Annotated in this window: 22 protein-coding genes and 1 pseudogene; 9 read left to right on the top strand and 14 right to left on the bottom strand. The window is 73.3% G+C overall.

Annotated features, from left to right (window positions below):
• Together IEZ01_RS01870 and IEZ01_RS01865 are read right to left on the bottom strand one after the other, a co-directional pair.
• The coding region (locus tag IEZ01_RS01870) for an outer membrane protein assembly factor BamB family protein (RefSeq protein WP_189199476.1) at positions 1 to 919 on the bottom strand (919 nt) is incomplete at its 3' end.
• A 79-nt stretch (positions 920 to 998) separates the two neighbouring features.
• Positions 999 to 1,418 carry a nuclear transport factor 2 family protein gene (locus tag IEZ01_RS01865; protein ID WP_189199474.1) on the bottom strand — a complete coding sequence of 140 codons (420 nt, stop codon included), beginning with the start codon at positions 1,416 to 1,418 and terminating at the stop codon, positions 999 to 1,001.
• Positions 1,419 to 1,507: 89 nt separating this feature from the next.
• On the opposite strand from IEZ01_RS01865, the gene IEZ01_RS01860 reads away from it, so the two are divergent.
• Complete coding sequence (locus IEZ01_RS01860) at positions 1,508 to 2,077, top strand: PadR family transcriptional regulator (RefSeq protein ID WP_028798213.1); 570 nt, start codon at positions 1,508 to 1,510, stop codon at positions 2,075 to 2,077.
• Complete coding sequence (locus tag IEZ01_RS01855) at positions 2,064 to 2,858, top strand: SGNH/GDSL hydrolase family protein (RefSeq protein WP_189199472.1); 795 nt, start codon at positions 2,064 to 2,066, stop codon at positions 2,856 to 2,858. Before IEZ01_RS01860 ends, IEZ01_RS01855 begins: the two co-directional genes overlap by 14 nt.
• A gap of 9 nt (positions 2,859 to 2,867) precedes the next feature.
• Here the strand turns inward: IEZ01_RS01855 and IEZ01_RS01850 are convergent, their stop codons facing one another.
• Entirely contained in the window at positions 2,868 to 3,653 is a 786-nt protein-coding gene (locus tag IEZ01_RS01850) for a YqjF family protein (RefSeq protein WP_189199470.1), read from the bottom strand.
• A 47-nt stretch (positions 3,654 to 3,700) separates the two neighbouring features.
• Here IEZ01_RS01850 and IEZ01_RS01845 point away from each other — a divergent pair, with 47 nt between their 5' ends.
• The 5 genes from IEZ01_RS01845 (at position 3,701) to IEZ01_RS01825 (ending at position 10,091) form a co-directional block, all read left to right on the top strand.
• The gene (locus tag IEZ01_RS01845) at positions 3,701 to 3,925 is read left to right on the top strand and encodes a hypothetical protein (RefSeq protein WP_028798212.1); all 225 of its coding nucleotides are present in this window, start codon (positions 3,701 to 3,703) and stop codon (positions 3,923 to 3,925) included.
• Positions 3,926 to 4,127: 202 nt separating this feature from the next.
• Complete coding sequence (locus IEZ01_RS01840) at positions 4,128 to 5,699, top strand: sensor histidine kinase (RefSeq protein ID WP_373287555.1); 1,572 nt, start codon at positions 4,128 to 4,130, stop codon at positions 5,697 to 5,699.
• Positions 5,696 to 6,373: a response regulator gene (locus IEZ01_RS01835; RefSeq protein ID WP_019891028.1), complete on the top strand. Its 678-nt coding sequence runs from the start codon at positions 5,696 to 5,698 to the stop codon at positions 6,371 to 6,373. Before IEZ01_RS01840 ends, IEZ01_RS01835 begins: the two co-directional genes overlap by 4 nt.
• A gap of 202 nt (positions 6,374 to 6,575) precedes the next feature.
• Positions 6,576 to 9,140: an ABC transporter permease gene (locus IEZ01_RS01830; protein ID WP_189199466.1), complete on the top strand. Its 2,565-nt coding sequence runs from the start codon at positions 6,576 to 6,578 to the stop codon at positions 9,138 to 9,140.
• Between the two features lie 183 nt (positions 9,141 to 9,323).
• Entirely contained in the window at positions 9,324 to 10,091 is a 768-nt protein-coding gene (locus IEZ01_RS01825; RefSeq protein ID WP_189199464.1) for a GNAT family N-acetyltransferase, read from the top strand.
• A 61-nt stretch (positions 10,092 to 10,152) separates the two neighbouring features.
• Here IEZ01_RS01825 and IEZ01_RS01820 read toward each other — a convergent pair whose 3' ends face one another.
• The 3 genes from IEZ01_RS01820 to IEZ01_RS01810 all read right to left on the bottom strand — a co-directional run bounded on the left by IEZ01_RS01820 (position 10,153) and on the right by IEZ01_RS01810 (position 12,213).
• Positions 10,153 to 10,551, bottom strand: coding sequence for a VOC family protein (locus IEZ01_RS01820; protein WP_019891025.1), 399 nt, complete (start codon positions 10,549 to 10,551; stop codon positions 10,153 to 10,155).
• Positions 10,552 to 10,693: 142 nt separating this feature from the next.
• Positions 10,694 to 11,266: a hypothetical protein gene (locus IEZ01_RS01815; RefSeq protein ID WP_158685732.1), complete on the bottom strand. Its 573-nt coding sequence runs from the start codon at positions 11,264 to 11,266 to the stop codon at positions 10,694 to 10,696.
• Positions 11,267 to 11,379: 113 nt separating this feature from the next.
• Entirely contained in the window at positions 11,380 to 12,213 is an 834-nt protein-coding gene (locus tag IEZ01_RS01810; protein WP_189199462.1) for an SDR family NAD(P)-dependent oxidoreductase, read from the bottom strand.
• A 216-nt stretch (positions 12,214 to 12,429) separates the two neighbouring features.
• Between IEZ01_RS01810 and IEZ01_RS01805 the strand changes: the two genes are divergently transcribed.
• Entirely contained in the window at positions 12,430 to 13,113 is a 684-nt protein-coding gene (locus IEZ01_RS01805; protein WP_189199460.1) for a LamG domain-containing protein, read from the top strand.
• 16 nt (positions 13,114 to 13,129) lie between these two features.
• Positions 13,130 to 13,789 carry an ATP-dependent endonuclease gene (locus tag IEZ01_RS01800; RefSeq protein ID WP_019891022.1) on the top strand — a complete coding sequence of 220 codons (660 nt, stop codon included), beginning with the start codon at positions 13,130 to 13,132 and terminating at the stop codon, positions 13,787 to 13,789.
• Between the two features lie 45 nt (positions 13,790 to 13,834).
• Here the strand turns inward: IEZ01_RS01800 and IEZ01_RS01795 are convergent, their stop codons facing one another.
• The 8 genes and pseudogenes from IEZ01_RS01795 to IEZ01_RS34595 form a co-directional block, all read right to left on the bottom strand.
• Complete coding sequence (locus IEZ01_RS01795; RefSeq protein ID WP_189199458.1) at positions 13,835 to 14,770, bottom strand: thioesterase II family protein; 936 nt, start codon at positions 14,768 to 14,770, stop codon at positions 13,835 to 13,837.
• Positions 14,767 to 15,375, bottom strand: coding sequence for an NADPH-dependent FMN reductase (locus IEZ01_RS01790; RefSeq protein WP_019891020.1), 609 nt, complete (start codon positions 15,373 to 15,375; stop codon positions 14,767 to 14,769). The genes IEZ01_RS01795 and IEZ01_RS01790 overlap by 4 nt, the downstream gene beginning before the upstream one ends.
• Before the next feature lie 132 nt (positions 15,376 to 15,507).
• Positions 15,508 to 15,793, bottom strand: a pseudogene (locus IEZ01_RS34600) (lyase family protein); the annotation flags it as partial.
• Positions 15,794 to 15,851: 58 nt separating this feature from the next.
• A complete protein-coding gene (locus tag IEZ01_RS01780) occupies positions 15,852 to 17,072 on the bottom strand; it encodes an acyl-CoA dehydrogenase family protein (RefSeq protein ID WP_019891019.1) in 1,221 nt (406 codons plus the stop codon).
• 94 nt (positions 17,073 to 17,166) lie between these two features.
• Positions 17,167 to 17,964 (bottom strand): FAD-dependent thymidylate synthase, encoded by a 798-nt coding sequence (gene thyX / locus IEZ01_RS01775; protein ID WP_019891018.1) that lies wholly within the window; start codon positions 17,962 to 17,964, stop codon positions 17,167 to 17,169.
• A gap of 13 nt (positions 17,965 to 17,977) precedes the next feature.
• On the bottom strand, positions 17,978 to 18,757 hold the full coding sequence (gene fabG / locus IEZ01_RS01770; protein ID WP_019891016.1) for a 3-oxoacyl-ACP reductase FabG: 780 nt from the start codon (positions 18,755 to 18,757) through the stop codon (positions 17,978 to 17,980).
• Positions 18,754 to 19,014: an acyl carrier protein gene (locus IEZ01_RS01765; RefSeq protein WP_019891014.1), complete on the bottom strand. Its 261-nt coding sequence runs from the start codon at positions 19,012 to 19,014 to the stop codon at positions 18,754 to 18,756. Before IEZ01_RS01765 ends, fabG begins: the two co-directional genes overlap by 4 nt.
• A 58-nt stretch (positions 19,015 to 19,072) precedes the next feature.
• The coding region (locus IEZ01_RS34595) for a hypothetical protein (protein WP_229832596.1) at positions 19,073 to 19,322 on the bottom strand (250 nt) is incomplete at its 5' end.

The following is a 19,322-nucleotide window of genomic DNA, read 5'->3' as shown; positions in this document are numbered from 1 at the left end:
GCGGGTCGAGTTCCTTGATCTGGCCGTACGGATGGTCACTGGAGAGCGCGCACCAGTCGATCTGTAGGAGTTTGGCGCCTCCGGCGACGTCGTGGGGGTAGCAGGCGCCGGGGTTGTCCTTCCCCGTGGTGAACAGCTGTCTGCCGTCCGTGACCTGGAAGGCCGAGGCGGACATGCCCGCGCCGGCCAGCAGGGTGTCTCCGGAGATCGCCAGATGCGTGATGATCGTGGAGCCGGGGGAGTCGGGGAGCACCCTGTGCCAGCCCGTCTTGCCGCTCTTGAGGTCGATCATCTGGAGCTGGTTGCACTTGACGCCGGAGTCGCCGTTGGCGTTGGCGTACGCGACGACGACCTTGCCGTCGGGCGTGGGGTTCACCGGTGTGTCACACACCTTGGCGGGCAGCGGCACGCTCCACACCTCGGAGCCGTCGGCCACCTTGTAGGCGACGACCTCCTTGTAGGCGGCCTGGACGACCAGGTCGCCGACGAACCAGAGGTCATGGAGCAGATGGTTGCCGCGGGGCAGGTCGGTCTGGCTCCACGCGGCCCACGCGGCAGCCTCCCCCGGCTTGCGGCCCGCGTTCACATCGGGGCGCTTGCCGGTGCCGGCGGACGCGCCGGGCGAGGCGGAACTCCCCGTGCCTGGCGTCGGCTTGGCGACGGCGTTGTCCGGCGTGTCCGTACCGCTGTTGAGTGCGTACACCCCCGCGCCGGCGCCGACGACGAGCAGCGCGGCGACGAATCCGCCGATGGCGGCGGCCAGTCTGCTCCGGAGGAAGCCGCCCCGGGGCGGCGGTGGGGGCTGTTGCCGCCGTGCGCCCAGGGTGTAAGGATTCTCCACCACCGGCGCCGGGGCCTGCGCATGGTCGTACCATGGCTGCGCGGACGGCGGCCGGTGCTGCTCGGGCGGCTGTGTCATCGGTACTCCCCCGTCATCGGCCCCCGCGATACTGACGGCCCGTCAGAGAAAATATAAAGAGTTGTTCTAGAATTACGCTCTATTCCGGGATCAGGTTAGCAGCGACGAGCCCCTCGAGTACCGCCTCCCCGAGGGCCTGCACGGCGGACTGGGGCCGCACCATCACGGTGAACTCCTTGATCCGGCCCTCCGCGTCGAACTGGAGCAGGTCGATGCCGTGGATCCGCCGGCCGCGCACGGTGCCACGGAACGGCAGGATCACCGACGGGGCCGGCGCGCCGTCCGTACTGGTCTCCACGTCACCGTCGAGCCGCCCGAGGTAGCGGATCTCCTCGAAGGTCCGCAGCAGGACGCCGAAGAGTCCCATGACCATCGCCTTGCCCTCGAAGGGAACAAACTTCACCGGGCTGTAGAGGCGGACGTCCTCGGTGAACAGCTCGTCCAGCGCGGCGAGATCGCGCTTCTCCACGGCGGCGCGGAAGCGTTCGGCAGTCTCCATGTCTCCGGTCTCCCTACTCAAGAATGTGACTAGTCAGATTCTTGAGTATGATGCAGGGAAGGACGGAGCAAAGGGAAGGGGCCGCGGCGATGGCTTTGCGACATGCCGTACTGGCGGCGCTGCTGGACGACGAGTACAGCGGCTACCAGCTGGCGAAGGCGTTCGACATCGGCGTCGCCAACTTCTGGCACGCCCTGCCCCAGCAGCTGTACGCCGAGCTGACCAAGCTGGAGAAGGAAGGGCTGGTCACGGGCCGGGAGGTGGTCCAGGAAACCCGGCCCAACAAACGCCTGTTCCGGGTCACCGATGCCGGGCGCGCCGAGCTGGAGCGGTTCGCGGCGGCCCCCTCGAAGCCGTCGTTCATCCGCGACGACCTGCTCGTCAAGGTCCAGGCCGCGGACCGCGTCGGCACGGCCGCGGTGATCGAGCAGCTGGAGGAACGGGCCGCCGCGGCCGCCGCCAAGTCGGAGCTGCTCGCCGCGCTGCTGCGGCAGCTGCGCGGCGACGCGGACGAGGAGGAGTTCCTCCGCAGCGGCGAGCGGATCGGCCCGTACCTCACCTGTCTGCGCGGCCTGGCCTTCGAGCGGGAGCACCGTGACTGGTGCCTGCGGATCGCGGCCGTCCTGAAGGAGAGGCGGACCACCCGTGCCGAACGGTGAGTACGTGCGGTACGTCGCCCTGGGCGACAGCCAGACCGAAGGGCTCGGCGACGGGAACGACACCGCCGGCCTGCGCGGCTGGGCGGACCGGCTGGCCGAGCACCTCACGGCCGCCGACGCCCGCCTCCAGTACGCCAATCTGGCCGTACGGGGCCGGCTCGCCGCGCAGGTCCGGGCCGAGCAGCTGGCGCCCGCCGTCGCCCTCCGCCCCGACCTGGCCACGGTCGTCGCCGGCGTCAACGACCTGCTGCGGCCCCGCTTCAGCGCCGCGGAGGTGGCCGGGCATCTGGAGGCGATGTTCGCCTCCCTCACCGCCGCCGGCGCCCATGTGGTGACGCTGACCTTCCCCGACGTGGGAAAGATCGCGCCGCTGGCGCGGCCGCTCCGGTCCCGTGTCCTCGACCTCAACACCCACATCCGCGTCGCGGCCGCCCGCCATGGCGTCACGGTCGCCGAGACCGCCCTGGCGGCCGTCGCCACCGACCCCCGCCTGTGGACCGAGGACCGTCTGCACGCCTCGCCGCTGGGCCACGCCCGTATCGCCGCGGCGGTCGCCGAGACTCTCGGCCTGCCCGGCAGCGACCGGTCGTGGGAGCAGCCGCTGCCCCCGCGGCCGGTGCCCTCGGCCTGGCACGCCATGGCGGCCGAACTGCGCTGGGCGGCCACGTTCCTCGGCCCCTGGCTCGGCCGCCGCCTGAGCGGCCGGTCCTCCGGCACGGGCCGTACGGCGAAACGCCCCGGCCTCCTGCCCCTCGCCCTGCCGCTGAACCAGCGGGACTGAGGGGCCCGTTCACGGCGTCGGCACGCCCCCGGGCCGGCGGGCGGGGCGGCCGAAACGTACGGGGACGCCCGGCGAGTAGAGCACGCTCACGGGATCCCCGGCCGGCTGCGGCAGACCGGCCGCGGCCACCAGGTTCTCCTCGCAGGCGATCAGGTCGGCGCGGTGCAGCGGCCAGCGGGGGTGGGTGCTGGGGAGGTAGAGCGACCGGCCGAGGAAGGCACCGTGCATGCCCCAGCGGGCGGTGAGGAAGTGTTCGAGCCCGGTGGGGTCATCGACTCGTTCGCCGATCCGCAGCGTGATGCGGCTGTAGGCGCCCCTCGGTCCGGGCAGGCGGCGGCTGCTGGCGTACGTGACGGTGGCGCCCTCGCGCCGGACGGTCATCCGCGACCAGACGTACGGCAGCCGGAAGACGCCCCGCCCGACCGCCACCGGAATCAGCCGGGCGGCGTCCATCGACCGGAAGACCACGCCGCGGCGGCCGTACGCGTCGACGGTGTAGAGACGGACGTTGGTCTCGGGAAAGCTGCCCAGATACGGGACGCCGGGCAGCCGGAACCAGCCGACGCGGTGCATCCGGAAGGCGACGAGGCCGACGTAGGTGACACCGTCCAGGGTGTCCGGGACGGTCCCGGCCGGCAGCAGCGGCGCCACGTCGCCGGGGTCGGCGGCCCAGTGGAGGAAGGCCAGATCGAGCCAGGACTGGGTGAGCAAGGGGTTCGCGGCGGAGGCGGGCGGATCGGCGGTGACCGGCTCCGGTTCGGATGCCGGTTCCGGGAAGGGCGGCGTATGCGGCACAGGACCAGGGTCGCATCCCCGACGGGGCCCGCGGCTAGACTCCCGCGGTGAATACGATGAAGTGCACGCAGTGCGGGGCGGTCGGCCTGGAGACGGGGTTCATCGAGGACGCCGGGGAACACTCCCGCGGCTTCGCCCGCTGGATCTCCGGACCGCTGGAGAAGGGCATACTCGGCGGCGCCAAGCGCATGGGACGGCCCCGCTGGCAGATCGACGCCTACCGCTGCGCGGGCTGCGGCCACCTGGAACTCTTCGCGCACCATCCCGCCTGACCCCGCCGCCTCTGTCCTTCGGCAGAGGACCGGATCCGCCGCGAGGCGCACGCCGCCGCGCACGCCGGTACCGATACTGGTCGGCGTGGCACGCACTCGTCTGTTCCGTCGTTCGCCCCACGGTCGCCCGCCCGGAGCGCACCGGGGCCGCATCGCGCGTACGTCGGCGGAGATCGCCGGGGTGGGCCTCGCGGGGGCGGGGGTGTGCCTGGCCGTCGCGGGACTCGGGTTCCTGCGTCATCCGTACGCCCAGGTGGCGGCGCTCGCCGCGGGCGCCGGGCTCTTCGCGCTGCGCCGCCGGTTCCCCGGGACCGTACTCCTGGTCCTCGCCGGGCTGACAGGTCTGGCGTCCTGCGTCGGGCCGGTGGCGGCGGCGGCCGCGTACTGCGTGGCGCGGCGGACGGTCCCGGCGCGGCGGCGGGCCCGGCTGCTGACCGTGGCGGGTGCCCTGGTGGTGGCGTGTGCGACGGTGTCCGCGCCGTGGCTCGGTCCCGGCGAGGTGGCGTACGGGCTGGCGCTCGGCCTGATCCTCGCGCCGACCGCGGTGATCGTGCCCGGGCTCGTCGGCACCGCGTACGGCCAGCAGCGGCGCCTGGTACGGGCGTTGCGCGAGCGCGGCGACGCGGCCGAGCGGGCCCGGCGGTCCGCCGACAGCGAGGCACGCACCCACGAGCGGTCCCGGATCGCCGCCGAGATGCACGATCTGGTGGGGCACCGTCTCAGTCTCGTCTCGCTGCACGCCGGCGGACTTGAACTGGCCCTGGAGCGGGCCGCGCCCGAACTCCGCGAAGAGGCCGTCCTCGTGCGGCGCACCACCCGGGACGCGATGCGCGAACTGCGCCAGGCACTCGGGGTGCTCGGGCCGCTGGGCCGGGACACCGGGCCGGACGCGCTCACCGACGCCACCGGCACCCGCGCCGACATCGAGGCGCTGGTCGCCGAGTCCCGCGACGGCGGGATCGCCGTACGGCTCGACTGGACCGGGCCGGACCTCACCGGCCGCCCGGCCCGGGTGCGCCGGGCGGTGCACCGGGTGGTACGCGAGTCCCTGACCAACGTGCACCGGTACGCGAGCACGGCGCACGTCACCGTGACGGTGGCGCACGACGACGAGACGGTACGGCTGACCGTCCGCAACGACGCACCGGCAGGCCCTCCGGTCTCCGCCGGAAGCGCGGGAACCGGTCGCGGCCTGACGGGTATCAGGGAGCGGGTGGAGCTGCTCGGGGGCGCCTTCGACGCCGGTCCGCTGCCGTCCGGCGGCTTCCAGGTGGACGCGACGGTCCCGGCCGAGCCGGGTGACGCCCTCGCTCCTGAGCGGCCCGGCGCCGGCCCGTACGACACCGAGCAGGAGAGGACGGGCGAGGAGTCCGGGGTGGCGCCCGGACGCCCGGTCGCACAGATGCTGACGCTCGCCTTCGGGTTCGTGGCGCTCTGCGTGCTGACGGTCCTGGGAACCGCCTTCGTGTACGCGGGCGCTCCGCACCAGGAGGACGGTGCGCGCCCGCTGCCCCGGATCGGGATGACGTACCAGGATGTGGCGGGCCTCGGTGTGCTGGACCACAAGGCGGTCCGGGCCGCCGCCACCGGCCGTGAGCCGCCCCGCCCGGCGGGCGCGGCCGGCTGCGTCTATCCGTTCGGCGGCGGCACCGAGTCCCGCCCGGGCGGTCTGAGCGTCGCCCGCTACTGCTTCGACGCCGCACAGCGGCTGATCGCCATCGACCGATTCACCGTCCCGTCGGTTCGGGACGCGTCACCCTGGGAGACCCCGTGACCGAGCCCGCCCGGCCGATCCGTGTCCTGCTCGCCGACGACGAGGAGCTGATCCGGCACGGGGTGAGCCTGATCCTGAGGCACGCCGGTGACATCGAGGTCGTCGCCGAGGCCGCGAACGGGCGTCAGGCCGTCGAGCTGGCGGCCGTCCACCGTCCCGACGTGGCGCTGGTCGACATCCGGATGCCGGTGTGCGACGGCCTGGCCGCGATCGCGCCGCTGCTGGCGCTCGATCCCGCTCCGCGCGTGGTGATGCTGACGACCTTCGGCGACGAGGACAACGTCCTCCGGGCCCTGCGGGAGGGCGCCGCGGGTTTCCTCCTCAAGGACGAGGGCCCCCAGGAGCTGATCAGCGCGGTACGGGCGGCCGCCGCGGGCGACGCCGTGCTCTCCCCCGGCGTGACCGGGGCGGTGATTTCCCGGATGCTGCGCGCGGGCGGGCCGCCGGACGACGGCGGCGCGCCCGCCGACGAGCGGATCGCCCGGCTCACGGGCCGCGAGCGGGAGGTGCTGGTGATGCTCGGTGAGGGGCTGTCGAACCAGGACATCGCGGCGCGGCTCGGTATCGGCGTCGGCACGGTGAAGACCCATGTGGGCGCGGTCCTGGAGAAGACCGGTTCGACGAGCCGCGTCCAGGCGGCGGTGCTGGCCCACCGGACGGGTCTGGCCTCCTGACGGAAACGGCGCGCCGGGGTCTCTGCCTTTGGGCAGAGCCGGGTCGGCCGCACCGGACGTTCGACAGAGGTCAACTACCCTCTCCGGGACGACGTTTATGCAGGTCAGGGCCGTGAGGATGGGAACCGAGGGGCGTACCCGCCGGCAGGCGTACCGCCCTCGCCGTCCTCCGGCCGCCGTCGACGTATTCGGAAAGCCCACCATGCTGCACACAGCCCTGCGCAACGTCCTCGCGCACAAGGCCCGTCTGATGATGACCGTGCTCGCGGTCTGTCTCGGGGTCGCGTTCATCTCCGGCTCGCTCGTCTTCGCCGACTCCACCACCGCCGCCTACCGCGCCGCCCTGTCGCGGAACTACGCCGGCATCGCGGTCACCGTGGAGCCGACGTACCCTCCGGGCGCGGCCGCGGGCGAGCGCACCAGCGTCCTCGACGACGCGCTCGTGGCCGAAGTGGCGGCCGTGCCCGGGGTCACCGCAGCCCGTCCGGCCGTCGACGGCTCGGTCACGCTGGCCGCCAAGGACGGCTCGCCGCTGCGCGCCGACTCCATGATGGGCAGGCTGGCCGCCGCCCATCTCCCCGACGCCGACGGCCAGGACGACCGGTACCCGCTGACGGCCGGCCGCTACCCGCGTACGGGGGGCGAAGTGGCCCTGGAGCGCGGCACCGCGGCGGCCGGCTCGTACGCCCTGGGTGACACGGTCACACTGGCCACCGACGGTCCCGTGCGCCGGATGCGGCTCGTCGGTCTCGTCTCCACCGACGACACCCGGGTCACCTCCGGCGGCACGCTCGCGGTGTTCGACAAGGCCACCGCGCAGAAGCTGTTCGCCGCCCCGGGCCGCTACACCGGGATCGAGGTGTCCGCCGCGCCCGGCACCGATGAGTTCGAACTCGCCCGGCGCATCGGAGCGCTGCTGCCGGCCGACCGTGCCGAGGCGACCACCGCGACCGCGACGGCGAACCAGCAGTCGGTCTTCGTCGACACCAGGACCAGCAGCTACGCCCGGCTGCCGATGATCTTCGCCGTGGTGTCGCTCTTCATCGGCTCGTTCCTCATCGTCAACACCTTCACCATGCTCATCACGCGACGCGCGCGGGAGATCGCCCTGCTCCGTGCGATCGGCGCCACCCGCCGCCAGGTGGTCCGCTCCGTGCTCGCCGAGGCGGCCCTGGTCGGCCTCGTCGCCTCCCTGCTCGGCTTCGTCCTGGGGCTGGGGGTCGCCACCGTCCTGCCCGGCATGCTGGGCACCGCGAACGATTCCCTGCCCCAGGGCCCGCTGGTGATCGGACCCGCCCCGCTGCTCGCCTCCCTCGTGGTCGGCGTCGGCGTCACGGTCCTCGCCGCCTGGCTGCCCTCCCGCCGCGCGGCCCGGATCGCGCCCGTCGAGGCGATGCGCACCGCCGAGCAGCCGCCGTCGGCGGTCCCGTCCCGGCTGCGGGGCGCGCTGGGCGCGGCCGTGCTGCTCCTCGGCGCCGGCCTGCTGGTGTCGCTGAGCGACGCGAAGGACGCCTCGGACGAGAACCTGCGGACCGCGATGGCCGGCTGCGGCATCCTCGTGACCGGCCTGATCGTGCTGGCTCCGCTGATGGCGGGCCCGGTGATCCGTCTCATCGGCCGGCTCACCGTCAGGCTCGGCGTCGTGGGAGCGCTCGCTAGGGACAACGCCCTGCGTGACCCCCGCCGTACGGCCGCCACCGCCGCCGCCCTGATGATCAGCACCGCGCTGGTGTCCGGGCTCGCGGTCATCGACCACTCCTCCAGCCGGGCGCTGGACTCCCAGGCCGCCGCCGGCTTGAGCGCCGACTACGTCGTCAGCACCCGCGACACCACCACCGCCATCGACGCCGCCGCCGTCCACCGGGTCGCCGCGATCCCCGGGGTCACGACCGCCTCCGCCGTCGCCGAGTCCACCCTCTCGACCGGCGCCGCCGCTGGGCAGGTCTCGGGCGTCGACCCGAAGACGGTAGGGGACGTCATGAGGCTCCGCTTCACCAGCGGTTCCGCCGCCGGTATCGGTCCGGGCCGGATCGCCGTCTCCAGCAGCTTCGCCCGCGAGAACCGCGTCGGCACCGGCGGACGGATCGACGCGAGCATCGGGCCCGGCCAGGGCGACCGGGCCCGGCCCTACACCGTCGTCGGGATCTACGAGGACAACCCCACGGCAAGGGACGTCCTCGCCGACCGCGCCGACGTCCAGCGCCACAGCTTCCTGCGCGACTCCGTCCAGCGCATCCTCGTGACCACCGGCGACGGCGCCGCCGGGGACCTGGAGAAGCAGCTGCGCGCCGCCGTCGACCACAGTCCGCTGTTGAAGGTGCAGAGCCGCGGCCAACTCGTCCAGGAGCAGGCCGGTGTCGCCGGCGAGCTGATCACCATGGTCTTCGGGCTGCTCGCCATCGGCGTGATCATCTCCGCGCTCGGCATGGTCAACACCCTCGCCATGTCGGTCGCCGAACGCACCCGCGAGATCGGCGTCCTGCGCGCCATCGGCATGGACCGCTCCGGCATCCGCCGCATGATCCGCGTCGAATCCCTCACCGTCGCCGCCTACGGCACCCTGCTGGGCCTGGCCTGCGGCCTGTTCGGAGCCTGGAAGGTCAGCGGACTGGCCAACGGAGCCATCCCCCAGTACACCTTCGCCCTCCCTTGGGGAACCCTCGCCCTCGTCGTCGTCCTCTCGCTCGCCGTCGGCGCCGCCGCGGCCGCCCTGCCGGCCCGCCGGGCCGCCGCGCTCGGCCCGCTGCGGGCGGTCGCGGATGCCTGAACCCGACCGGTGCCGGCCGAAATCGGTTGCCCGCTGCGGGCGGTCGCGGATGCCTGAACCCGACCGGTGCCGGCCGAAATCGGTTGCCCGCTGCGGGCGGTCGTGGAAGTCTCCTCCGGCCCAGGACTCGACCGAGTTCGCCCGGGCCCACCACCTTGAGACTTCGTGAGGTCACCACCAAGCATGGACATCCAGGTCCAGAACTTCGCCGTCTCCAACCTCCGTCGCCGTCCCGTGGTCGTCGAGACCGGTGGCTTCGTCGCGGGTTTCATGCCCGACACCACCAGCCCGTACCTCAACTACGCCACCCCGCTGCCCGGCACGCAGCCGACCGAGCGTGACGTCGCGGCGCTCGTCGGGGCGTTCCGGGAGCGCGGTCTGCTGCCCCGGCTGGAGTTCGCGCCGGGGGCCGCGCCCGCTGTGGAACCGGCCCTGCGGGCAGCGGGTTTCGACACCGAGGCCGTGCACGAGTACCTCGTCTGCACGCCCCGTACGCTGACGGTCCCCCGGTCCCCCGACGCGCCCCGGGTGGAGAGCCCGGCCACCGACGAGGAGTACGCCGCGCTGGACGCCGCGCTCGCCGAGGCGTTCGGCGGGGCTTTCGCCTCGTCCGCGGAGGGGGTGGCCCGGCTGCGCAACACCCAGGAGAGCGGCGGTGCGGTGCGTTTCGTCCGGGACCCCGGGGGCGGCTGCGCCGGTGGGGCGTCCTGCTCGCCGCCGGCCGAGGGCACCGCCGAGCTGGCCGGCGTCGGCACCCGGCCCGCCTTCCGCGGCCGCGGGATCGCCGGAGCGGTGACCGCGGCGCTGGCCGAGGCGATGTTCGCCCAAGGCGCGGGATCGGTCTGGCTGGAGTACGGAGGCGAGGGATCCCGCCGCGTCTACGAACGCGCCGGCTTCCGGCCGCAGGGCACCCGCCTGTACCTCTCGCTGCCCGCCGGCCGGGGAAACTGACGGACCCACCCGGTCGGCGGTGCGGGGCGGACCCGCCCCGCGCCGCCGACCGGGTCCGTGATCAGGACTCCTGGATGACCGACAGGACGTTCCCCGCGGGGTCGGTGAACCAGGCGACCGCCACCGGTCCGCCGCTGCCGGCGCCCTCGCGGAGGACACCCTTGTCGTCGGCGTCGAACTGGGGGTAGCGCTCGAAGGTCACACCGCGGCTGACCAGCTCGTCGACGGCCTCGTCGATGTCGTCCACGGGGAAGTTGAGGATCGTGAAGCTTGCCGGGGTGTGGTTGTCCTTCGGGTAGACGAGGACTTTGGCGCCGCCGCCGAGGGTCAGGGTGAGCATCCGCATGTCGCCCGCGCCGCCTTCCTCCACCTCCAGGCCGAGCGTGTCTCCGTAGAACCGCTTGGCCTGCGCGAGGTCGTCGACCGAGAAGCCGCTGTACGCCTTGGTGTTCTTGAACATGGCCGCCTTTCCTTGTTTCCGCCGTGTGCCGGTGGGCCGCCTGACAGGTCACACCACCGGCCGCCGCCGCAGGTACGGGCGCCACGCGGCAGCGGCCGGATGGGCCCCGGGGATCACCCTTGCGCGTTCCGCGGCGGCCGCTTCAGCGGCCGTACGTCTCCCGGCACAGCCGGACGATCGCCGGGTCGGTGACGCCGTCGGAGGCGGCGCAGAGGTCCCTCATGTGGAAGGAGCGGCGCGGCGGGGTCTTGGGCGAGGAGTGCGCCGGGCGGGGCTTCTTCGTCTTCGGGGCGGCCGGGCGGTGGTGGGGGTGTGCTTTGCGGTGGGGATGTGGTTTGTGGTGGGACTGGCGACGGGGCGGGGTGCGGAGGACGTCGGGGGCGCGGCGGCGCTGCTCGGGTTCCTCGGCCTTTGGCCGGGGCGGTGCGGGAGGCGTGTCCCCTCTGGTGGGGAGGGGTGCGCGAGGGATGTCCGGGTCGGTGGAGGCGAGCTCCTCGTGGGGCAGGGGCTGGACCGGGAGCGACGGGGGTGGGGGCGGGGGCGGCGGTGTGAAGTGCTCCGGGGCGGCCAACGGCGGGCCGGCGGGCACGAGGGAAGGGCCGGCTATGGGGGAAGGACCTACGGGGGAAGAGCCGGGTACGGCGGTGCAGCCGAAGGCCGCCGCAGCCAGGAGGAGCACGGTCAGGGGCAGGAACAGGGGCCTTCGGCGCGTCATGCCCTGCTGAACGACCGTCGTCGGGCGGTGGCAACCGGCGCACGGGACCGGTGCCGGGGGGCGCGCGCCGCCGCCCGCGCCGGGCGGGGGCGGGGCCGATCAGCCGGGTGGGCTCAGGACGCGGGTGAGAGGTGGCCGGCGAGCAGGCCGTGGGTCACGTCCATGAGGCGGCGGCGGGCCGCGGGGTCGTAGGCCTGGTCATGGGCGCGGACGTCCGTGAACCGGTCGAAGTAGCGGCCGGTGGTGGCGATCAGCTCCGGGTCCGTGATCAGCCGTAGGGTCGGTGCGACGCCTTCCTCGACGCCGACCAGCGGGGTGAGGCCGTAGGCGCGGACGCCTTCGGTGTCCATCAGGTGGGCCGGGTGCAGGGTGTTGACGGTCACGCCGGTCCCGTCGAGCTCCGCGGCGAGCTCGAAGGTCGCCATGATCAGGGCGAGTTTGCTGCGGCAGTAGGCGCGCAGCCCTTCGTAGTCACGCTGCAGCATGACGTTGTCGAAGTCGACGGCCTCCTGACCGATCGAGGCGACGTTGACGACGCGGGCGGGCCGGGAGGCGGTGAGCAGGGGGAGCAGGGCGCGGGTGAGGACGTAGGGGGCGAGGTGGTTGACGGCGAAGCGCAGTTCATGGCCCTGGGCGCTCAGCTCGCGGACGAGGGGCCGGCTGCCGCCGCCGGCGACGGCGTTGTTGACGAGGGCGTCGAGGCGGGGTTCGGCGGCGCGGACCTGGTCGGCCAGGGCGGAGACCTGGTCGAGGTCGGAGAGGTCAGCCAGGTAGGTGCGGACGACGGCCCCGGGGGCGGCGGCGCGCACCTCGGCGGCGGCGCTCTCCAGGCGGGCGCGGTCGCGGCCGTGGAGCAGCACGGTGTCGCCCCGGGCGGCGAGCGCGTGGGCGAGGCCGCGCCCAAGGCCCTGGGTGGCGCCGGTGACGAGAATGGTGCGTGGGTTCATGCCGACGATCGTGACGTGCGGTGCGCGGGGCTGGGGAGCGGGTGCTGATCCTGGTGTTGTCACCACCACGCACCGCGACCGCCGGTGCCCCAGCCCAACTCTCCCCGGAATCCGCCCAGTTGAACACAGCGGGTAGTCGCACCGTTACTTTTTGCCAGCACGGCCGCATATGCCTCCGCCTCGACGGGGAGAAACCTTCAGGGGATTTCCACCGGTATGGGGAGGTGTGACGTGCTCGCAGACGTACCAGGCAGCGCCCCGGTCTTCGAGGCGGACTTCGCATCGACGGCACAGTGGGTCGCGGGCCGCTCGTGGGCCTATCCCGGGGGCGGGCCCACCAACCCCGATGACAACAAACTCGATTACCTGGTGGAGGACCCTTCGTACTCCCGAGGCGGAGTCTTCCGGGCCACCCGGCGGCCGGACGGGAAGTGGAGCACCGGCCTGCTGACGACCGAAGGCAGCGACGAAGGCTTCATGGTGCGTACGGGCGACGTGCTGGAGGCGCGGGTACGGCTGCCCCGGGAAATCGGCGCCTGGCCGGCGATCAGGACCTGGCTGGACGGCGATCAGGAGATCGACGTCTTCGAGTACCACCCCGACAATCCCGACCTCCTGGAGCCGTCCAACCGCGTGAACGGCGGACACCTCTACTACCGCGACGCCGCCGTCCGGCCCGGCGAATGGGTCGACTTCCGGGTCGAGTTCGGCGCCGGATCCGTCGAATGGACCGTCAACGGCACGCACCTCTTCTCCGACCACCAGGGCGTGGGCCGGAGCTGGCGGGCGTACCTCATCGTGAACCTCTCCGTCTGCGCTGGCCGGCACCACCCGGCGCCCGACCCGGACACCTCGGAGATGTCCTTCGAGGTCGCCCACCTACGCGTGCGCCGGGGGTAGCGGCGACACTGGAGCCATGAACGAGACGGGGAAGTTCCGGCAGGCGGTGGTCGCGTGGGCCGCGGGCGGTACGGAGGCGGAGGCCGGGGCGCGGGCCGCGCGGGACCTGGTCGCCGGGGCGCGGGTGCGTACGGTCGTACTCGTCGAAGGCCGCAGCGACCGGGCCGCGGTCGAGACGCTGGCCGCCCGCCACGGACGCGACCTCGACGCGGAGGGCGTCGCGGTGGTGCCGCTCGGCGGGGCGACGAGCATCGGACGTTTCCTGGACCTGTGTGGTCCGAGGGGGCTCGGCCTGCGGCTGGCGGGGCTGTGCGACGTGCGCGAGGAGCCGTTCTTCCGGCGCGCTCTGGAGCGGGCCGGGGTCGCCTCCGGCCTCACGCGTGACGCGCTGGAACCGCTCGGCTTCCAGGTGTGTGTCGCCGACCTGGAGGACGAGCTGATCCGGTCCCTGGGCGCGGCGGCCGTGCAGGAGGCCGTCGACGCCCAGGGCGAGATGCGCGCGTTCCGTACCTTCCAGAACCAGCCCGCGCAGCGGGAGCGGCCCGTGGAGCGGCAGCTGCACCGCTTCATGGGCACCCACAGCGGCCGCAAGGCGCAGTACGCGCGCTTCCTCGTGGAAAGCCTGGATCCCGGCCGGGTTCCCCGGCCGTTGGACCGGCTGCTCAGCCACGTGTGAGCGGTCACCGCATGCCGGTGTGCCTTCCTCGTCTGCGGGCGGGGTCTACAAGGCCGTCCAGGACAGGGCGTCCGTGATGGCACGGGCGATGCTCTCCCGGTGGTCCGTCAGATAGAAGTGGTCGCCGTCGTACATCCGCAGGCCGAGGAAGTCGTCGGTGTACGCGCTCCAGGACATGAGCCGGTCGACACCGACCAGGGTGTCTCCGCGACCTCCGAAGACCGAGACCGGGACGGGCACCGACAGGGGGTCGCGGGGCGAGGCCCAGGTGTCCACGACGCTGAAGTCGCCGCGGAACACCGGCCCGAACTTCCCCCAGACGGCGTCGTTGTCGAGCAGCTTCGGCGGGCTGCCGCCCGCATCGCGCAGCCAGTCGCGCAGTGCGCCGTCGGACAGCAGATGGCGGCTGCCGTCGGCGCCCGCCTCGGCGGGCGGGCCTCCGTAGGCGGAAACGCCGAGCCACCGCGGGACCGGGCCTCCGTCGCGGACCAGACGGCACGTCAGCTCGTAGGCGACCAGGCCGCCCATGCTGTTCCCGAAGAACGCGAACGGCCGGTCGAGCCATGGGGCGAGGGCCTGATGGAAGTAGGCGACCAGTTCGCCGCAGTCCTCGATGAGGGGCAGCGCCTGGAGGCGGCCCCGGCCGGGGGCGTCCAGCAGGCAGATCTCCCAGTCGTCGGGGAAGTGCTTCGCCCAGCCCCGGTAGAGCAGATGTGAGCCGCCGGCGTGGTGGAACATGAACAGGCGCACCGCGGGGTCCTCGACCGGTGCCGGACGCGCGATCGGGCCGGACACCGCCGTACGTACGACGGCCGCCGGCGGCGAACCCGCCCCCGGCACAGGGACCGTGGGGTCCTCGACCGGTGCCGGACGCGTGATCGGGCCGGACACCGCCGTACGTACGACGGCCGTCGGCGACGAACCCGCCCCCGGCACGCGGACCGTGGGGTCCTCGACCGGTGCGGTGGAGGCCTCCGTCACCACGTGCTCCCCGCTCCCGCCGCCACGCCCTGCGCGGCGAGGGCGGCACGGGCGCGCGCGAAGCCCGTCACCTGCTCGGCCATCTGCGTCAACTGGCCCTGGATGTGCGGGTCGTCGCAGGTCCCGTCCGGGGCGAAGCCGGCCGTCGCGCTGTTGATCGCGACTCCGAGCGGGGTCGGCCAGCCGCGCAGCGCGTGGGTGATCCCGCGCAGCGCCGCCAGGGTGGAGACCGCGCCCTGCCACCCCTGCCCGACCGACAGGCAGCCCACCGCCCGGTCGCTCAGATACGGACGCTCGTCCCCGCGCAGCTCCTCCACGTGGTCGAGGGCGTTCTTCACCAGGCCGGAGACGGTGCCGTGGTATGCCGGGGAGGCGACGACGACGCCGTCGGCCGAGGCCAGCTCGTTGATCAGCCGCAGCGCCTGCGGGGAGCGGACCGGCTCACGCGGGTCGTACAGCGGCAGCATCAGCTCGGCGCCGCCGATCAGGCTGACCTCCGCGCCCAGCCGTCGCGCCTCCGTCAGCACGGCGCGCAGCGCCCGCTCGGCGGTGGAGTGCGGGCGGGTCGACCCGCCGATTCCGACGACCTTGACGGTCTGGTGCATGGGTTCTCTCACTTCGTCGTCGTCAGGGGGGTGGGCCGCGATGGGGTACGCGCGGTCGACCAGGGCCGCGCCGGCGCCGGTGTGGCCGTCCGGGTCGCGCAGGGCGGCCGGCTCGTCGGAGGTGAAGTGGCCGCGCGGCAGCGGCCGTTCGGTGTGCCATGCGCCGGGCGGAGCGCTCGTACTCGCAGAGCACGCACTGCGTGAGGCCGGTGGCCAGGGCGGGGATCTGGAGGGCGACGCTGCGGATCAGGGTCGCGAGGACGGGGTCTCGCTTGTGCGGCATGGCCGAGGAGCCGCCCCGGCCGGCTGCGGCCCGCTCGGCCAGGGTGCGGGTGAGGGCCTGCACGTCGACGGCGAGCTTCCCGAAGGCCCCGGCCGTGAACGCCAGGGCCGCCGCGAGGTCGGCGATCGGCGTGCGCGGGTGCGGACGACCCGCACCCCGCCGCCGGTCGGAGACTCCGTCGTCTCCATGGGTCCTACTCCGGGAGTCCGAGGGCGATGGGGTTCTGCGGCTTGCCGCCGAGCAGGATGGCGCCGGCGGACTGGACGATCTGGTCCTGCACGGTGGCGTGCTGGCACATCGCGTTCAGATCGCGCAGCCACCGGTCCAGCGGCGAGGGCCGGTAGATCGCGGCGGTGGTGACCAGGTCGAACAGGGTGGACACGACGGTCCGTGCGGTACGGAAGGCGTTGACCCGGGCGAGCGCCACCGCGACCTGTTCGTCTGCGGTGATCTCCGCGCCGGAGGTGAGCAGTTCCCACTGGCGGCGCAGGGTGCCGTAGACCGCGTGGCGGGCCACGAGCAGGTCCATCTCGCACTGCGCGAGTGTGGTCTGCACCCGGTAGTTCTGCGGCCAGGGCTGGCGGGTGGGCCGGTCGACCCGGGTCTTCGCCATGTCCCGTACGTGGTCGAGGGCGGCGCGCGCGACGCCGAGCGGCACGCCGGGCATGGTCCGCAGGATCGAGTCGGGGGTGGCTGCCGGGCCGGGGACGACCGGGTTGGCGAAGCTGAAGGTGTGCTCCTCGGGGACGAAGAGGTCCTTGGCGCGGTAGTCGCGGCTGCCGCTGCCCGCGAGGCCGGTGGTGTACCAGGTGTCGGAGATCTCGAACTGCTCGGGCCGGGCGACGATGATCCGCCAGTGGGCGCGGCCGCCGACGGGCAGCGGGTTGGGCTCGGGCTCGCCGTCGCGGTAGACGAGGACACCGGCGATGACCCGGTCGCAGTGGGTGATGCCGCTGCCGAACTGCCAGTCGCCGTTGATCCGGTAGCCGCCGGGGACCCGGTCGGCGCGGCCCTTGGGCGGGATGGCCCCGGCCGTGATCATGTCGAGGTCGGGGAAGAGTTCACGGGCGGCCGGTTCGGCCATGAAGCCGGCGAACAGTCCGCTGTCCATGCCGACCATCGCGCACCAGGCGGCGGAGGCGTCGCCGGTGGCGAGCGCCTCGACGACCTCGGTCTGCTGGACGGGGGTGAGGACCGGGCCGCCCCAGGAGGCGGGGTAGGCCATGGTGAAGACGCCGGTGGAGCGCAGCAGGGCGACGATGTCGTCGGGGAGCCTGCGGGCCTCCTCGATCTCCTCGGCGCGGGCGGCGAGGACGGGTGCGGCGGCCTTGGCTCTGGCCAGGATCTGCGCGGGGGTGGTGGCGGGCCCGGCGCCGGTCCAGGCGGGCATCTCCAGGGTGCTGGAGACAGGCATGGGAATGCTCACTTTCTGTGCCGGACGCGACGGTCCTGGCGGGCGGCCGCGCCGAACCGGGCTCGCGCACCGGTCCGGGCGGGTGGGGGCGGGGTCAGACCTTGCGCCACTTGGGGACCCAGGCCCCGTCCTCGACCTCGTAGTCGGAGAACAGCGCGGGGGCTTCCTCCCGCATGAGACGTCCGACGCGGTCGAAGAGGAGCCGGATCTCCTCCTCGGCGCCGGGTGCGGTGCGGGCCTCGATCATGTGCCGCAGGGCGCGTACGTTCGCGGTCCAGACGAGTCCGGTGGCCACACCGTCGGGCGCGAACCGGCGCATGAACGATGTCTTGTGCTTCTTCTCCGCGAACGGCAGCCCTTCGGCGTCCAGCTGGAAGTGGTCGGCCATCCAGCCCTGGAACTCCTCCATGCGGGTGAGCATGTCGGTGGCGCGGGCCATGAGTTCCGGGTCCTCGCGGGCCCACTCGGGGAACCAGAACGGCAGCTCCTGGAGGCGTACGAAGCGCAGCGACTCCTGGGAGACCGCGACGCCCGCCCGGTGCCGGACCAGTTCGTGGGTCAGCACCCGGCTCACGTTGTGGAGCACGAAGGTGAAGCTGATGTGCTCCAGGACCGAACCGTGCGCGCTGGCCAGGATGTTGCCCAGGTACTGCTCCTGGTCGGCGCGGATCCGGACCACGTTGGGGTTCAGGCCCGGCTCCCAGGAGCGGTAGCAGGCGCGGCCGGCGAACTCGGCCAGGTTCTGCGGGTCGTTCAGGTGCGCGTCCAGGGCGCCGGTGTCGAGGCGCTCCAGCCAGCTCTCGCCGCCGACCTCGCGCAGGTAGTCCGCCATCGCCGCGTAGTCGACCTTGGGGCTCGCGACCAGGAAGACCTCGGGTTCCACATGCTTCACGTCAGTCGCCCTCTCAGATCGCAAGTCCGCCGTCGATGCCCAGGACCTGTCCGGTGATGTAGCCGGACCGGGCCGAGACGAGGAACGACACGAGGTCGGCCACGTCCTCGGGGGCACCGAACCGGGCCAGCGGGATCTGGCCCAGGTACTTCTTCCGCGCCGCCTCGGGCACCGCCGACGTCATGTCGGTGTCGATGAACCCGGGCGCGACGGCGTTCGCGCGGACGCCGTACCTTCCGTATTCCTTGGCCAGGGCGCGGGTGAAGCCGATGATCCCGGCCTTGGAGGCCGAGTAGTTGGTCTGGCCCACGCCGCCGTACACGCCGGCGATGGACGACAGGGTGACGATGGCTCCGGTCCGGCGCTTGATCAGGGACTGGATCGCGGCGCGGCAGACGTGGTACGTGCCGTCGAGGTTGGTGCGTACGACGTCCTGCCACTGGCTGTCGTCCATCAGCGCCAGCGGCCGGTCGCGGGTGATGCCCGCGGCGGTCACCACCGCGTCCAGCGGGCCGAGTTCTGCCTCGGCGGCGGTGACGAAGTCGCGGGTCCGTGCCGCGTCGGCGATGTCGACGCGGCGGGCGAAGGTCCGGGCGCCGTGCCGGGCCGCCGCCTCGGCGGTCTCCTCGGCCGCGTCGGAGCGCGAGTGGTAGCAGAACGCGATGTCGTAGCCGTCCTCGGCGAGGCGGGTCACGACTGCGCGTCCGATGCCCCGGGAGCCGCCGGAGACGAGCGCCACCGGCCTGTTCCCGGCGAGGTCCTGTGCGGCCTGTTCGGTCTGTCGGCCGGTCATGCGGACTGCTCGCCGCCGAGCCGGGAGGTGAGGAAGGTGTGCAGCTCCGCGAGGGTCTGCACGCCGCTGATGACGACATCGTCGACGGGGATGCCGTAGGCGTTCTCGATGCGGGTGGAGATCTCCAGCAGCATCAGCGAGTCGATCTCGAGCTCGTCGGTGAAGTGCGCGGTGTCGGTGACCTCGTCCGGCTCGGTCTCCAGGGCGCCGGCTATGAGGGCGCGGAGGTCTTCGATGTTGACGGTCGCGGTGGTCATGGGTGGTTCCTCTCAGGGACGGATGGTGGTTCGTGAGGGTGGTGTGGGGGCTGGGGTGTCAGGCGTCGGGGCGGCTCAGCAGCAGGGCGGCGGCGTGGCCCCGGGCCGGTGGTGGTGGCGAGGACGCTTCCTCGGCACCGGCCATCGGCGTCAGGCGTCCGAGCGCCTCAGCAGCAGGGCGGCGGTGGCGTCGTGGCCCGGACCGCCGGTGCTGGCGGGCACCTTCCTCGGCACCGGCCATCGGCGTCAGGCGTCCGAGCGCCTCAGCAGCAGGGCGGCGGTGGCGTCGTGGTCCGGGCCGCCGGTGG

It is taken from the genome of Streptomyces purpureus (genome assembly GCF_014648195.1).
Lineage (GTDB): Bacteria > Actinomycetota > Actinomycetes > Streptomycetales > Streptomycetaceae > Streptomyces > Streptomyces purpureus.
This window is presented reverse-complemented; position numbering and strand designations above follow the sequence as displayed.

What these genes read in the sequence shown, in the direction of transcription:
- IEZ01_RS01860 (WP_028798213.1), top strand. Translation starts at nt 1,508, where the DNA reads ATGGCTTTGCGACATGCCGTACTGGCGGCGCTGCTGGACGACGAGTAC.
- IEZ01_RS01825 (WP_189199464.1), top strand. Translation starts at nt 9,324, where the DNA reads ATGGACATCCAGGTCCAGAACTTCGCCGTCTCCAACCTCCGTCGCCGT.
- IEZ01_RS01815 (WP_158685732.1), bottom strand. Translation starts at nt 11,266, where the DNA reads ATGACGCGCCGAAGGCCCCTGTTCCTGCCCCTGACCGTGCTCCTCCTG.
- IEZ01_RS01780 (WP_019891019.1), bottom strand. Translation starts at nt 17,072, where the DNA reads ATGCCTGTCTCCAGCACCCTGGAGATGCCCGCCTGGACCGGCGCCGGG.
- IEZ01_RS01765 (WP_019891014.1), bottom strand. Translation starts at nt 19,014, where the DNA reads ATGACCACCGCGACCGTCAACATCGAAGACCTCCGCGCCCTCATAGCC.
- fabG (WP_019891016.1), bottom strand. Translation starts at nt 18,757, where the DNA reads ATGACCGGCCGACAGACCGAACAGGCCGCACAGGACCTCGCCGGGAAC.
- IEZ01_RS01790 (WP_019891020.1), bottom strand. Translation starts at nt 15,375, where the DNA reads ATGCACCAGACCGTCAAGGTCGTCGGAATCGGCGGGTCGACCCGCCCG.
- IEZ01_RS01810 (WP_189199462.1), bottom strand. Translation starts at nt 12,213, where the DNA reads ATGAACCCACGCACCATTCTCGTCACCGGCGCCACCCAGGGCCTTGGG.
- IEZ01_RS01820 (WP_019891025.1), bottom strand. Translation starts at nt 10,551, where the DNA reads ATGTTCAAGAACACCAAGGCGTACAGCGGCTTCTCGGTCGACGACCTC.
- IEZ01_RS01805 (WP_189199460.1), top strand. Translation starts at nt 12,430, where the DNA reads ATGGGGAGGTGTGACGTGCTCGCAGACGTACCAGGCAGCGCCCCGGTC.
- IEZ01_RS01865 (WP_189199474.1), bottom strand. Translation starts at nt 1,418, where the DNA reads ATGGAGACTGCCGAACGCTTCCGCGCCGCCGTGGAGAAGCGCGATCTC.
- IEZ01_RS01830 (WP_189199466.1), top strand. Translation starts at nt 6,576, where the DNA reads ATGCTGCACACAGCCCTGCGCAACGTCCTCGCGCACAAGGCCCGTCTG.
- IEZ01_RS01800 (WP_019891022.1), top strand. Translation starts at nt 13,130, where the DNA reads ATGAACGAGACGGGGAAGTTCCGGCAGGCGGTGGTCGCGTGGGCCGCG.